The organism is Flavobacterium sp. GNP002 (assembly GCF_054343795.1).
Genome location: NZ_JBTGUW010000001.1, coordinates 518,045 through 533,366, shown reverse-complemented (window position 1 = coordinate 533,366; position 15,322 = coordinate 518,045). Strand labels below are relative to the sequence as shown.

Genomic DNA, 15,322 nt, shown 5'->3' with positions numbered 1-15,322 from the left:
ATATGACAATAACTTACCTATTAATCATTGTGAAATAATTCAAAAATAAAATCAACAGCCCAATATTTAAAAAAATTAGATACTTTTGTCCCAGAAAAATAGAGCAATGGCAAAGAATTTAGTTATAGTTGAGTCCCCTGCAAAGGCAAAAACAATCGAAAAATTTCTAGGAAGTGATTTTCAAGTAGAGTCCAGTTATGGACATATTGCTGACTTACCTTCTAAAGAAATTGGTGTAGATGTAGAAAATGGTTTTAAACCCAAATACGAAGTTTCTGCCGATAAAAAAGCGTTGGTAACTAAATTAAAAGGACTAGCTAAAAAAGCTGAAATGGTCTGGTTAGCAAGTGATGAGGATCGCGAGGGTGAGGCTATTTCTTGGCATTTAGCCGAAGAATTAAAATTAGACAAAAGTAAAACAAAACGTATTGTATTTCACGAAATTACTAAAACTGCGATTCTAAAAGCGATTGATAATCCACGTGAAATTGATTATAATTTAGTCAATGCGCAACAAGCGCGACGTGTATTAGATCGATTGGTTGGGTATGAATTATCTCCGGTACTTTGGAGAAAAATAAAAGGAGGACTTTCTGCCGGACGTGTTCAATCGGTTTCGGTTCGTTTGATTGTGGAACGTGAAAGAGAAATTCACAACTTTAATGCTGTTGCAACATATTCTGTTGTGGCGGAATTCACTAACGAAGCTGGAAAGTCATTTAAAGCTAAACTTCCTAAAAATTTCAATACTAAAAAAGAAGCTGAAGATTTTTTAAATAAAAATATAGGTTCTACATATAAGGTAGCTGATTTAGAAACGAAGCCTACCAAAAAATCACCAACTGGTCCATTTACAACTTCTACTTTGCAACAAGAAGCAGCGAGAAAATTGTATTTGCCTGTTGGAATTACCATGCAACTCGCACAACGTTTGTACGAAGCGGGACTTATCACGTATATGAGAACGGATAGTGTGAACTTATCCAAAGATGCGATGGAAGCTGCTCAGGCTGAAATTATCAAGTCCTATGGAAAAGAGTTTTCTAAACCGCGAACATTTGTCAATAAAAGTAAAGGCGCACAAGAAGCACACGAGGCGATTCGTCCTACGGATATGTCTCGTCATACGGTAGATATTGACAGAGACCAAGCGCGTTTGTATGATTTGATTTGGAAAAGGACGTTGGCTTCTCAAATGAGTGATGCACAATTAGAACGTACCAACGTGAAAATTGAAGCAAACAATCACAGTGAAATTTTCACGGCATCTGGAGAAGTGTTGCTTTTTGAAGGTTTCTTGAAAGTGTACTTGGAAGGTCATGATGACGATGAAGAAGAACAAGAAGGAATGTTGCCTGCAATGAAAGTCAACGAAAAATTACAAAATAATTACATTACTGCGACAGAGAGATATTCTCGTGCAGCTGCAAGATATACTGAAGCTTCCTTGGTGAAAAAATTAGAAGAATTGGGTATTGGTCGTCCTTCTACTTATGCACCAACGATTTCTACGATTATCAATAGAAATTATGTAGAGAAAGGAAATCTTGACGGACAAGAACGTAATTATACGCAATTGACGTTACAATCCGGAAAAGTAGGAGAGAAGCTATTGAAAGAAAATACCGGTTCTGATAAAGGGAAATTAGTTCCTACCGATATTGGAACAATTGTTACAGATTTCTTAGTTAAGAATTTCGGCAATATTTTAGATTATAATTTCACTGCAAAAGTGGAACAGGATTTTGATGAAATTGCCGAAGGAAATATCGTTTGGACGAAAATGATGCAAGAATTCTATGATCAATTTCACCCAATCGTGAAAGATGTAGAAGCGAATGCGGATAGAGAAAGTGGGGAGAGAATTTTAGGAATAGATCCAAAAACAGGGAAACCGGTTTCAGTTCGTTTAGGGAAATTTGGACCCATGGCTCAAATAGGTGCTGCTGATGATGAAGAGAAAAAGTTTGCGAGTTTGATGAACGATCAAAACATTGGAAACATCACTCTCGAAGAAACATTGAATTTATTTTTATTACCAAAAAATTTAGGTGAATATAAAGGAGAAGAAGTTGAAGTGAGTAATGGCCGTTATGGTCCTTATATTCGTCACGGTGCTGCTTTTGTTTCTTTGCCAAAAGGTGAAAATCCATTAGATGTAGATTTTGAAAGAGCTCAGGAATTAATCGATGAAAAAGCACTAGCCGATGCACCGATTGCAGTTTATAAAGGTGAAGGTGTTCAAAAAGGTGTGGGTCGTTTTGGTCCTTTTATCAAATGGGACGGCTTGTTTATAAATGTGAGTAAGAAATATAATTTTGATAATTTGTCTCAAGCAGACATTGAAGCGTTGATAGAAGATAAATTGCAAAAGAATATTGATAAGGTTTTGCATAATTGGGAAGAAGAAGGAATTTTAGTTGAAAAAGCCCGCTGGGGTCGTTCAGTTATTACAAAAGGTAAAATCAAAATTGAATTAAGCAAAGATGTTGATGCTACAAAATTGACATTAGAAGAAGTTCAGGAAATGATTGCCAAGAAAACGCCGGCTAAAAAAGCAGCTGCTAAAAAAGCACCTGCGAAGAAAGCACCTGCTAAGAAAGCAGTAGTTAAGAAACCCGTAGCAAAAAAGTAAAAAATGGAATTTGATTTTCTTAAACCCCTAGATGATGAAATTCTAGACTTTATAAATGGATTGACTTCTCAGCAACTTGGAAGTAAAATAGTTTTGCACACTAATGAACAATTTCCTGATTTAAATAAGATTAAAATTGCTGTAATAGGTGTTTTAGAAAACCAAGGAGATAAAAAAGCGGTTTCTGATGTTGATTTAGTACCACTTAGAAAAGAGCTTTATGGGTTGTTCCCAGGAAATTGGGATGCTTCTATTGCTGATTTAGGGGATATTTTAGCAGGAAACTCTACTGAAGATACTTATTTTGCATTAAAAAAAGTAGTTGCAAGTCTAATCAAGAAAAAAATCACACCTATCGTTATTGGCGGTTCCCAAGATTTGACGTATGCGCTCTACAGAGCTTACGATGATTTGGAACAAATGGTCAATTTAGTTTCCATTGATAATAAATTTGATTTTGGTAAGGACGAAGAGGAAGTTTCGGCTTCTTCTTACTTAACAAAAATAATTGTAGACGAACCAAATAATCTTTTCAATTATTGTAATATTGGGTATCAAACGTATTTTAATTCGCAGGAAGAAATAGATTTGATAGAAAAACTTTTTTTCGACGCCTATAGATTAGGAGAAGTTTCGAATAATATCTCTATTTCGGAGCCTGTTTTTAGAGATGCCGATTTAGTAAGTATTGATTTGAATTCGGTTAAATCATCTGATTCTGGAAATTTTATTTCGTTTGCACCAAATGGTTTTAATGGAAAAGAGATTTGTTCTTTGTCACGATATGCAGGGATAAGTGATAAAGTTTCGTCATTTGGAATATTCAACCATAATAATTCGGCTCAAGAATCTGTCATCATAGCACAGATAATTTGGTATTTCATAGAGGGGTTTCATTATCGTTCTAATGAATATCCTTTTGGGAGTAAAGAAAATTATTTAAAATACATTGTTCCATTAGAAGAAGAGGAACTTGTTTTTTATAAAAGTGATAAAACGGATAGATGGTGGATAGAAATTCCATTTATTTCAAATGGTAATAATAAACTAAAAAGAAATACGTTATTACCATGTTCCTATGAAGAATATTTATTAGCATGTAACCAAGAATTGCCTGAAAGATGGTGGAAAGCTCAACGTAAGAATGTTTTATAATTAAATATTCGAGATTTACAATTCAATCCTTGAAGACTGATTAAAAATTAATATATTTTTATAAGCTTAACTGTAGAAAAAACATAAAAAAATAATTTTAATGCATTTTGTCGATTATTTTTGCATTTTGTCGATAAAATATTTTTTTTGTATTTTATTTAACATTATTTTTGAGCTCGAATTAATTTCACAGTAAAAATATTGTTTTATTAATAAATAATAAATAGGTTTACACACTTAAAAAATAATGAATAGATAACCAATTTTATATGAAGAAGTTCATTGCATATACGTCAATTTTGGCCCTTTTAATTGGCTGTGGTAAATCAAGCGATAAAGGAGAATTAGTCGGTATTAATGGAGGAAAATGGCATCCTGAAAAGCCTTATGGAATGGCTTTGATTCCTGGTGGTGCTTTTATTATGGGTAAATCAGATGGTGATTTAGCTAATGTGGAAGATGCTCCTACTAAAACAGTTACTGTGCGTTCGTTTTATATGGATGAAACGGAAATTACAAATAGTGAATACCGTCAATTTGTAGAATGGGTAAAGGATTCTACTATGAGAGTTAGATTAGCTATTCTTGCTGATGAAAGTGGTCAGGCCGCTGGAGCTGGAGATCCTAAAGGTAAAGGTAAAAATGCCGGGAGTATTGGTGATTTTGCTTTTAATGATTCAGATCCTGAAAAAATGACGGCTTATGATAAATACATGTATGATAATTATTATAGTGTAGGTACTGCTGATGATCCGTATGCAGGAAGAAAATTGAACAAAAAAGTGAAACTAATCAAAGATACTAAGTTGTATCCTGATGCGTATTACGCGGAAGTAATGGACTCAATGTATTTGCCAATAGAGGCTTCATACAATGGATTGAGAACTATTGATGTAAATAAATTGAAATTTCGTTACTCTTGGATGGATATCCAGGCTGCTGCAAAGGCCAAAGTAGGAAATAGAAAAAATTTCATCAGAACAGAAGAAGTAAAAGTATATCCTGATACAACCGTTTGGATTAAAGATTACGCTTATTCTTATAATGAGCCTATGCATAATGATTATTTCTGGCATAAAGCTTATGGAGATTATCCAGTAGTAGGAGTTAAATGGACTCAGGCAAAAGCTTTTTGTGCTTGGAGAACTTTAAATAAAAACACTTACATAAAATCTAAAAAGAAAGGTCACGATTTAATAAACTCATTCAGATTGCCAACAGAAGCAGAATGGGAATATTCAGCAAGAGGTGGTTTAGAATCAGCTACTTATCCTTGGGGGGGGCCTTATACTAAAAATGACAGAGGTTGTTTTCTTGCTAATTTTAAACCTAATAGAGGGGATTATGCAGCAGATGAGGCTTTATATACTGTAGAAGCAAAATCGTATGAGCCAAATGGTTATAATCTTTATAACATGGCCGGAAACGTTTCTGAATGGACGAATTCATCTTATGATCCAAATGCTTACGAATATGTTTCTTCAATGAACCCTAATGTTCAGGATTATAAAAATCAAAGAAAAGTAGTTAGAGGTGGATCATGGAAAGACGTTGCTTATTTCCTACAAGTAAGTACTCGTGATCATGAGTATGCAGATTCTGCAAGAAGTTATATAGGTTTTAGAACTGTTCAGGATTATATGGGACTTCAAACCACTGGGAACGGGAAAAAGAAATAAATAAACTAAAAGAAACCAAATCTATATCTATTAAATTAAAAAAAAACTATTATGGCATTATTAGGTAAAAAAGCAATGAATTTTGCATACGGTATGGGAGCAGCAGTTGTTATTATTGGCGCTCTTTTTAAAATTACTCATTTTGAATTAGGTCCATTAACAGGTACTTTGATGCTTTCAATAGGTTTATTAACAGAGGCTTTTATTTTTGCACTTTCTGCTTTTGAACCAGTTGAGGACGAATATAAATGGGAAATGGTATACCCACAACTTAAAGATAAAAATGCTATTCCTATTGCTAAACCAGTAGTAGCTGAACACGATGCTCAAGGATTGTTGTCTCAAAAATTGGATGCGATGTTGAAAGACGCTAAGATTGATGGAGAATTAATGGCGAGTTTAGGTAATAGTATCAAAAATTTTGAATCAGCTGCTAAAGGTATTGCTCCTACAGTAGATTCTATTTCTGCATCAAAAAAATACAGTGAGGAATTATCTATGGCTGCGGCTCAGATGGAATCTTTAAACAGCTTATACAAAGTACAATTAGAAAGTGCTTCAAGAAATGCTGAAGCAAATAAAGAAATAGCTGAAAATGCAGGAAAATTGAAAGAACAGATGCAATCTATGACTGCAAATATTGCTTCATTGAACAATGTTTATGGCGGTATGCTCTCTGCAATGGGTAATAAAGGATAATTAGTTTCAAACGATATAAAAACAACAAACTAATTAGTAGAAAATATGGCAGGAGGAAAACTAACCCCAAGGCAGAAGATGATTAACCTAATGTACTTGGTTTTTATCGCTATGTTGGCAATGAATGTTTCAAAAGAAGTGATATCAGGTTTCGGATTAATGAATGAAAAATTTGAAAGCACAAATGTAAATTCAAAACAAACTAATGAGCAAATGTTAGTTGCTTTAGATACAAAAGCAGCTGAAGCTAAAGGTGAATTCGCAATAGCAGCACAAACGGCTCACAATGTTAAAGTTATAACTGATAATTTCTATAATTATATTGCTTCTTTGAAAGAGCAAGCGACAAAAGGGTATGAAGTTGATCCAGAAACAGGAAAACTACCTTATGAAGAAATGGATAAAGGGGATAATATAGACGATTGGTTCACTGGAGAAGGGTATGGTAAAAAAGGGAATGAAATTATTGCAACCATCACTAAGTACAAAGCAGACATGAAAGTTGCTTTAGGAACTGATAAAAAATATAGTTCAATTATCAGTGAAATTGAAAGTAAATTTGACGTTTCGGATGTTAAAAATAAAGAAGGTTTAAAAGATAAATTTTTGTCTTATCATTTTAAGGGGTTTCCTGCTATTGCTTCAGTTGCTAAACTTTCTACTTGGCAAAATGATATCAATAAAGCAGAATCAGATGTATATAGTATTGCTTTAGGAAAAGCAGCAGTTGAAACTGCTTCTTATAGTAATTACCAAGCAATTGTAGTTTTAGATAAAAATGCTTATTTCCAAGGAGAACAAGTTACAGGAAAAGTTGTTTTAGGACGTTATGACGAAAATACGAAACCAAAAAGTGTGACAGGAGCAAGATTGGATCCTGCAACAGGACAGGCGAAAATTGCTTTAACTGCTGGAGGAGTAGGGGAACAAACGATTGGAGGTCAATTTACTTTTGTTGAAGATGGAAAAACAATTCCGTTAAAGTTTTCTGGGAAATATGTTGTAGTTCCAAGACCAAATTCGGCTACTATTTCTGCTGATAAAATGAATGTGGTATATAGAGGAGTTGTAAATCCAATCTCTATCTCGTTTGCAGGTATTGCTGATAAAGATGTTAATGCGTCCGCTCCAGGTTTGACTAAAGTTGGAAATGGAAAATTTAGTATGAGTCCTCAAAGTGGAAACGAGGTAGTAATTAATGTTTCAGGTAAAATGGCTGATGGAAAAGTTGCTTCCGATAAAAAGGTGTTTAGAATTAAGGGTATTCCAGGTCCTACAGGAACTATTAGAGGTGAAACAGGAGTTGTTAAAGGTCCTAAATCAAATCTTGAAATAGCAACTATTGGTGCCAAACTAGAGGATTTTGATTTTGAAGTTGGCTTAAATGTTATCGGATTTAATCTTAAAGTTACTGGACAAGGTACAGTAGTAGTTCAAGGAAACAGATTAAATGCACAATGTAAGGCCTCATTATCTAAAGCTGGAAGAGGTGATCAAGTTACCATTTCTGAAATAAAAACAAAATTGGTAGGTGCTGGTAGTTATTTATTACCGAGAACTGCTCCAGTAATTTTTGAAATACAATAAATAATAAGTAAGTTTATATTTGACCTACTTCAATTCTTATTATGATAATATGATGAATGTAAGAAATTTTTTAATCGCTATAGTCTCTATTACGGGAAGTTTTGCTTCTTTTGGGCAGTCTAATTTGCTTAATGCAAAAACTCCTGACCAAATTGGACTTAAAACTGCGGCACAGCTCATTTCAGATAATGATAAGCCATTAGTCTATGGTTATGTACATGATAGAGATGTTTTAATGGGTAAGACTACATGGGAAATTATTGACTTAAGCGAAAAAATTAATTTTGCTTTGTACTTTCCTATTGATACTGCAAATATTGGATCTGATAGAAGATCACTGTATGATGTGCTTACTAAAGCTTTGAAAAACGGTAAAATTACTGAGGTGTACACTGACAGTTATTTCAATACTAAAAAATCGATGCAAGATATTCAAACTTCATTGACTCGTATTGACACAACTGATGCAGGTAGAGAGCAAATAAATGCAGGAAATCAAATATCGGATGAGTATATTTTAAAACAAGACTTAGCAGCACAAGATGTAACCCAATACAAAATTAAAGGATACTGGTATTTTGACAAACGTCAGAGTGAGTTGAAGTATCGTTTGTTGGGAATTTGTCCTGTAACTCCGGATGTTTATACGATGAACAGTGATGAAAAAGATTATATCGAATTGTTCTGGGTGTTTTTCCCAGCAGCAAGGGATGTTTTGCATGAAGCAAAAGCGTTCAATGATAAAAATTCAGCGATGCCAGTTTCATTTGATCAAATATTAAACTCTAGGCGTTTTAATAGTGTTATTTACAAAGAAGAAAATGTATACGGCGATAGAACTATCGAAGAATACATGAAGGATAACGCTCAAAATCAATTATTAGAATCAGAAAGAGTAAAAGAAAAAATTCGCAATTTCGAACAAGATATGTGGAATTACTAATGCTGATTTTAAAATATAATAAAAAACTCTTACTGTAATAGTAAGAGTTTTTTTGTTTTAATGTGTTTACTTTGCACTTATTTTTAAGGTATTATTTCAAATGATTGATTATTTAATTGTAGGTTCTGGTTTAGCGGGTATTTCATTTGCAGAGGTTGCTTTGCGTAATGACAAATCTATTTTGGTATTGGATAACAATTCTCAAAATTCATCCAAAATTGCTGGAGGTTTGTATAATCCGGTTATTTTAAAGCGTTTTAGTGAGGTTTGGCAAGCCCAAGAGCAATTAGCGATTATGAATGAATTTTATACTTTTTTAGAAGAAAAACTAAATTGTAAAATTGATTTTAAAAGTCCAATTTTGAGGAAATTTTTTTCTGTCGAAGAACAGAATAATTGGTTTACAGCTTCAGATAAGGTAGCGCTAGCTCCTTTTTTATCTACACAATTGATTTCTAAAAAATATGTTGGGATTGATTCCCCTTATGGATATGGTGAAGTTTTACAAACGGGCTATGTAGACACCGCTTTGTTATTAAATAAATACAGAGAATATCTGAAAGAAAACAATTTATTTCAAGAAGAAGCATTTGATTATGATGATTTACAAATTGAAAGTGATGGTGTTCGTTATAAAGATATTCACGCCAAGCATATCATTTTTGCAGAAGGTTTTGGTATGCATGCCAATCCTTATTTTAATCAGTTGCCTTTAGACGGTACTAAAGGAGAGCTTTTTATTATTAAAGCACCTAAGTTGGATTTAGATGTGATTGTCAATACGAGTGTGTTTATTTTGCCTTTAGGGAATGATTTATTCAAAGTTGGAGCAACATATAATTGGAAAGATAAAACGGATTTGCCTACTGAGGAAGGAAAAACGGAATTAGTAACTAGGATAAAAGAAATTATAAGCTGTGATTTTGAAATTATAGAGCATTTTGCTGGTGTTCGACCTACAGTAAAAGACAGAAGACCATTAGTGGGAACACATCAAAATTATGAATTAATACATATTCTAAATGGTTTGGGAACTAGAGGAGTTATGCTAGGACCAGCAATGGCAAAAGCATTATTTGAAAATATAGAAAATCAGGTGCCTTTAAATAAGGAGATTGATATTAACAGATTTCTGCGTAAAGGGCGGTAATGCTATTATTTTAGTTTGGTTTTTGGATCATAGGAGACAAACATATTTATGTATATGTTTCTGGACCAGCGCAAGACAAATGGAAATAAGACAATAAGTGACGCAATTATAGCAATAAAAGCCACTTTTAGGCTGGAGCCAAAGATTACAAATGAGATAATAAAGGCTGCAATTCCAAATGCAACATTCAATCCGTAACTGACATACATTGCGCCATAAAAAAAGGAAGGTTCAATTTGATATCTTAAATCACAATGGCTGCAATTTTCATGCATTTTCAAGATTTTGTTGAAATGTAACGGATTTTTATCCAAATACATGCTCTCATTCTGACATTTAGGACAAGTTCCTGTTAAAATGCTATATAATTTGGATCCTTTTTTTAACATTTGCAAAAAATTTAATATTTCCTTTCTTAGAGTTACAAATTTACGCATTCGAAAAGGAATAAAATCACAATACATGCTTAATATACACAATTTATCCGTTTCGTTTGGTGGTACTTATTTATTTGAAGAAGTTACCTTTCGATTGGGTGCCGGAGACCGTGTGGGTCTTGTTGGGAAAAACGGAGCGGGGAAATCTACCATGCTTAAAATGTTAGCAAAAGATTTTGCTCCTGATTCAGGTGTTATTTCTCAGGAGAAAGATCTTCGTATGGGATTCTTGCGTCAAGATATCGATTTTGAACAAGGAAGAACAGTTCTGGAAGAAGCCTATGAAGCTTTTACTGAGATAAAAATTGTTGAGAAAAAGCTTGAAGAAATCAATCATTTGTTAGTTACAAGAACGGATTATGAAAGTGATGAATACAGTCAAATCATTGAAGACTTATCTGATTATACACACCGTTTTGAATTATTGGGCGGATATAATTATGTGGGTGATACAGAGAAAATTTTACTTGGTTTAGGTTTTAAAAGAGATGTTTTCGATAATCAAACAGAAACTTTTTCTGGTGGATGGAGAATGCGTATCGAATTAGCTAAATTATTATTACAAGCAAATGATGTTTTGTTACTGGATGAGCCTACGAATCACTTGGATATAGAAAGTATCATTTGGTTAGAAAGTTTCCTGCGTAATTATCCTGGCGTTGTGGTGATTGTTTCGCACGATAAAATGTTTTTAGATAATGTGACCAATAGAACTATCGAAATTTCCCTTGGTAAAGCATACGATTTCAACAAACCATATTCTCAATATTTAGAATTGCGTCATGAAATTCGTGAAAAGCAATTGGCTACTCAGAAAAACCAAGCCAAAAAGATTGAAGAAACAGAAAAATTAATCGAAAAATTCCGTGCCAAAGCTTCTAAAGCATCAATGGCACAATCATTAATAAAAAAATTAGATAAAGTAGAACGTATCGAAGTTGATGAAGATGACAATTCAGTGATGAATATTACTTTTCCAGTTTCAAAAGAGCCAGGAAGAGTAGTTATAGAAGCCGAAAATGTTACCAAAAGCTACGGGGACAAAACGATTTTGAAAGACATCAATTTGTTAGTGGAGCGTGGAAGCAAAATAGCATTCGTTGGACAAAACGGACAAGGAAAATCGACTTTCATTAAAGCTATTGTTGACGAATTTGAATATAAAGGAAATATCAAATTAGGGCATAATGTACAATTGGGGTATTTTGCGCAAAATCAAGCGGAATATTTAGATGGTGAAATCACCTTGTTACAAACCATGGAAGATGCCGCCGCTGATACAAACCGAATGAAAGTACGCGATATGTTGGGTTCTTTCTTGTTTCGTGGTGATGATGTGGAAAAAAAGGTAAAAGTCCTTTCTGGAGGCGAAAGAAACCGTCTGGCGTTGTGTAAATTGTTATTGCAACCGATCAATGTTTTGTTGATGGATGAGCCTACGAATCACTTGGATATCAAATCTAAGAATGTTTTGAAAGCTGCCCTTCAAAAATTTGGCGGTACTTTATTGCTTGTTTCTCACGATAGGGATTTCTTGCAGGGAATGTCAAATTTAGTGTATGAATTCAAAGACCAAAAAATAAAAGAATATTTAGGTGACATCAACTATTTCTTGGAACAGCGCAATATGGAAAATATGCGTGAAGTTGAGAAAAAAGATGCGCAGAAAGCAGCTGCGCCTAAAGAAAGTAATAAAGCTTCTTACGAAGATCAGAAAAAAGGAAAAGCGTTGCAGAATAAATTAAGCAAAGTGGAGAGTCAAATCAAGCAATTGGAAAAAGACATTCAGCAAGATGATAAAATGCTGGCCTCTAATTATGACAAACACATTGAAGATGCTAAGTTTTTTACAGCATACAACAAGAAAAAATCTGAATTGGACAAACTGTTGTTAGATTGGGAAGTTGTTCAGGAAGAAATAGATAATTTATAAAAACGAGAGTTCCATTTTTGGAACTCTTTTTTTATACAATAATTCCAATCATTTTTGAATGTGCAATGGCTTCGCTGCTGTTTTGAAAATAGCAAACAGAAACTTTCAGGGTTTCTAAATTTTTCAAAATAGCTGTTACTTTTTCTTTTTTAGAGTCACCGGTTTGCCTAATGTAAACTGCTTTTACAGTTACTGGGAAAATTTTACAAATGGCTTCATATAAAAATGCATCATGTTGTGAATCATCTCCAAGAAGTACATATTCTAAGTTTGGGTAAAATTCTAGAATGTGTTTTATTTTGTCAAACTTATGGTTGTGATTGCCTCTTCCGGTCAAGAAAAAATCAGTGAGACTTGTTTTAATATCTTTCAATAATAAAACAGCTTTTGGGAGCTGATGAATTTCAGTGAATTTTGTGATAAAACGATACAAATTCCATTCGCTGCTGGAAACATAGAAAAAAGCATTGAATTCTTCTTTATTTTCCCTTCCTGCTGTGCTTAAAGCTTGGTAATGTGTCACAACGTCTTCGTATATTTTTCTCTTATTTACGTTTTTAAATAATAAAACATATAGTTTTTTCAAAGGATTCAACGTGTGTGAAACTAAAAAAGTGTCGTCAATATCAGATATGATTCCTAAATTTCCTTTGTGAGGTCGAATGTAACTGTCTCTGGTTGTTATAGATTCATTTTTGTAAACAATACTTACTTCATAATCAATCCATCCATAATTAGTGTTTTGGTCTAATGGAACACAGAATTTAAAATAACCGTCGATTAATGTTTTGGTATGAATTTTGGCATTGTTGTGTTTCAAGTATACATCGGCGTTTGCCTGTGTTTTTATTTGAAACATTTTAATTACCGAAGTTGCATTTTTTAGATTCTTTTTTTGAAAATTATATTCTTGTACTGTTGTTGGTTTAAAAACATGCCCCATCACAATCAATTCCTGTTCATTAGCATAGCCGCGATATAATTTTAAAATTGGTTTCATTTATTGTAGTACTTTTGAGTGTTGTTGAAATTAATTATTTTTAATCAATAAAAGAAGAAAAAGTTTGAAAAATAACATTATGCTGGTTGTAAATCCAATTTCTGGAGATGTTGATAAATCAGAGTTGATTGATGCGACAACAATTTTTGCCGGTAACGAGAATTTAAATCTTGTGATTTATAATACCTCGGGCGTCTCTGATATTGAGAATATAAAAGTGCTCTATGAAACCTATAATCCGGAACGAATTATTGTAGCAGGTGGAGATGGAACAATAAAAATGGTTGCTGAGGCTATGGAAAACCATGACGTTATTATTGGAATTTTACCCGCTGGTTCTGCCAATGGTTTGGCTGTCGATTTAAATTTACCATCCTCAATTGAAGAAAACCTAGAAATTGCATTTCATAATGACTACATGGAAATAGACATGATTTCTATCAATGGAAAAAAAAGTATCCATTTAAGTGATTTGGGTGTAAATGCAGAAATGATCAAGAACTATGAAAATAGTAGTATTCGAGGAAAATGGGGATACGCAATACAAACGGTCACAACTTTGATTGATTTAGATGATCCTTTTACAGCAACAATAACAGGCGATTTTGAAACAATTGAATGTACAGCAAGAATGATTGTAATTGCGAATTCTCAAAAATACGGCACAGGAGTTTCTATTAATCCCAATGGTGTTATGGATGATGGAAAGTTTGAATTAGTTATTTTGAAAAATTTAGATTTGGTAGTACTTGGAAAAATCATTTCAGGGAATATGCCTATAGATTCAGACGATGTTGAGATAATTTCTACTGATAAAGCAGTGGTTAGGACAAATGTTCCGGTTAGTTTTCAAATTGATGGAGAATATTGCGGTACTGAAACAAAACTTGATATTGAAATTTTACCCAAACAAATGAAAGTGGCTGTTCCTAATTTAAATAGTGGAGTTATTTAAATGGGTTTCGTTCCTGCCAATTAGTTTCTGGTTCCAGATATCTAAATATTTTTGGCATATACGAATTGACTATTTGATTGCTATGCGCAATAAATCCATACATTTTTATTGGTTTTGCACCAACAGAACTTTTAATTTCCAACGCCGTTCTTGCAAACACAATTTCCTTAAAACCTTTATTGATGGAATATGCTATCATGTCATATAGCATGTTTAAATACAGCATTTTTTCGCGTTGAATGCTTTCGTCATACCCTAAGAAATACGTGTCCATTACAGGACCGTTTTTTATTAAAGTATTAAACCCAATTAATTTCCCATCAATAAAATAGCCATAAAAAAGGAATTTGTCTTTAAAGATTTCTTTAAAAACTCTAAAATGATTTTTAGGAAGAAAAAAAGTATTGAAAGGAGCATTTTTGGCCACATGAAGATACAAGTCATAAATAGTGTCTTCCAGAGCTATGATCTCTTCCAGATGTAATTTTCTTTTCTCAATAACGGTTGCTTTTTTTCTGGCTCTTTTATATTGATCTCTGTATTTTTTTGAAAGCGAGTCAATGTAATCTTGCTCTGATTTCCAGTTTTCATTAATGTGAAAAACCATATTAGGTTGTGTCGAAAACTGATAATCATTTTTGAATTCCGGAATGCCAAAGTTCGTAATGTCTTCTTTGTGGAAATCTTTATAGGTGGTAATATGAATCTTTTTTCCTTTAGATTGGAATATTTCTTTTAATGCTGTTGTTGCTGATCTTAAGGTTTGCAGTGCTTTTTTTTTATCAATAGATTCAGATAATGCAAAAGAATTTTGCCCAGTCAGCATATTGTTTCCAATCACTAGAACATGAGAACCGAAATTTCTGAAAACTAAATTTCGAACAGTAGTTTTAATACATTTATCCCGATCTCCAAAAGATTCCAGTTGGTTTAAATCTAAAAATTGAGATAGAGCAATGCCAACTAAAGTTTTATTTTCGAATAATCCAATATAATGACACACCATATTTTCTGGAGATGATTTTTCTAAAATCTCTAGGTATTTTTTGGATAAAAAAATGGTTGAAACAGCTAAGTCATTCCAGTTTGAAGGAAGTTGCGCTGTAGTACTATAAATTTTAAAAGAATAAGGTGTGCTCAAATTGAAGA

At 33.1% G+C, this 15,322-nt stretch carries 12 protein-coding genes; 9 read left to right on the top strand and 3 right to left on the bottom strand.

Translation table 11 applies throughout. The annotated features are described in order from the left end of the window. Positions 1 to 106 precede the first annotated feature (106 nt). The 7 genes from topA to ACXX80_RS02390 all read left to right on the top strand — a co-directional run bounded on the left by topA (position 107) and on the right by ACXX80_RS02390 (position 9,848). Positions 107 to 2,635 carry a type I DNA topoisomerase gene (gene topA / locus ACXX80_RS02420; RefSeq protein WP_458551840.1) on the top strand — a complete coding sequence of 843 codons (2,529 nt, stop codon included), beginning with the start codon at positions 107 to 109 and terminating at the stop codon, positions 2,633 to 2,635. Between the two features lie 3 nt (positions 2,636 to 2,638). Beyond that, positions 2,639 to 3,790, top strand: a complete 1,152-nt coding sequence (locus ACXX80_RS02415; protein ID WP_458551839.1) for a formimidoylglutamase — start codon at positions 2,639 to 2,641, stop codon at positions 3,788 to 3,790. A 269-nt stretch (positions 3,791 to 4,059) separates the two neighbouring features. Continuing rightward, the gene (gene porK / locus ACXX80_RS02410) at positions 4,060 to 5,469 is read left to right on the top strand and encodes a T9SS ring complex lipoprotein PorK/GldK (RefSeq protein WP_458551838.1); all 1,410 of its coding nucleotides are present in this window, start codon (positions 4,060 to 4,062) and stop codon (positions 5,467 to 5,469) included. A 51-nt stretch (positions 5,470 to 5,520) separates the two neighbouring features. Next, a complete protein-coding gene (gene porL / locus ACXX80_RS02405; protein ID WP_458551837.1) occupies positions 5,521 to 6,168 on the top strand; it encodes a type IX secretion system motor protein PorL/GldL in 648 nt (215 codons plus the stop codon). 45 nt (positions 6,169 to 6,213) lie between these two features. Next, on the top strand, positions 6,214 to 7,755 hold the full coding sequence (gene porM / locus ACXX80_RS02400) for a type IX secretion system motor protein PorM/GldM (protein ID WP_458551836.1): 1,542 nt from the start codon (positions 6,214 to 6,216) through the stop codon (positions 7,753 to 7,755). 52 nt (positions 7,756 to 7,807) lie between these two features. After that, a complete protein-coding gene (gene porN, locus ACXX80_RS02395; RefSeq protein ID WP_417951281.1) occupies positions 7,808 to 8,698 on the top strand; it encodes a type IX secretion system ring subunit PorN/GldN in 891 nt (296 codons plus the stop codon). A 100-nt stretch (positions 8,699 to 8,798) separates the two neighbouring features. Then, positions 8,799 to 9,848, top strand: a complete 1,050-nt coding sequence (locus tag ACXX80_RS02390) for an NAD(P)/FAD-dependent oxidoreductase (protein ID WP_458551835.1) — start codon at positions 8,799 to 8,801, stop codon at positions 9,846 to 9,848. A 5-nt stretch (positions 9,849 to 9,853) separates the two neighbouring features. On the opposite strand, the gene ACXX80_RS02385 is transcribed toward ACXX80_RS02390, so the two are convergent. Then, complete coding sequence (locus tag ACXX80_RS02385; protein ID WP_458551834.1) at positions 9,854 to 10,237, bottom strand: DUF983 domain-containing protein; 384 nt, start codon at positions 10,235 to 10,237, stop codon at positions 9,854 to 9,856. Positions 10,238 to 10,310: 73 nt separating this feature from the next. Here ACXX80_RS02385 and ACXX80_RS02380 point away from each other — a divergent pair, with 73 nt between their 5' ends. Next, positions 10,311 to 12,218, top strand: coding sequence for an ABC transporter ATP-binding protein (locus tag ACXX80_RS02380; protein WP_417950466.1), 1,908 nt, complete (start codon positions 10,311 to 10,313; stop codon positions 12,216 to 12,218). Between the two features lie 31 nt (positions 12,219 to 12,249). On the opposite strand, the gene ACXX80_RS02375 is transcribed toward ACXX80_RS02380, so the two are convergent. Further along, a complete protein-coding gene (locus ACXX80_RS02375; RefSeq protein ID WP_417991410.1) occupies positions 12,250 to 13,218 on the bottom strand; it encodes an App1 family protein phosphatidate phosphatase in 969 nt (322 codons plus the stop codon). A 64-nt stretch (positions 13,219 to 13,282) separates the two neighbouring features. On the opposite strand from ACXX80_RS02375, the gene ACXX80_RS02370 reads away from it, so the two are divergent. Then, a complete protein-coding gene (locus ACXX80_RS02370) occupies positions 13,283 to 14,173 on the top strand; it encodes a diacylglycerol/lipid kinase family protein (protein WP_458551833.1) in 891 nt (296 codons plus the stop codon). Here ACXX80_RS02370 and ACXX80_RS02365 read toward each other — a convergent pair. Continuing rightward, on the bottom strand, positions 14,166 to 15,314 hold the full coding sequence (locus tag ACXX80_RS02365; protein WP_458551832.1) for a GNAT family protein: 1,149 nt from the start codon (positions 15,312 to 15,314) through the stop codon (positions 14,166 to 14,168). The two genes, ACXX80_RS02370 and ACXX80_RS02365, sit on opposite strands and share 8 nt — an antisense overlap. Positions 15,315 to 15,322: the final 8 nt, after the last annotated feature.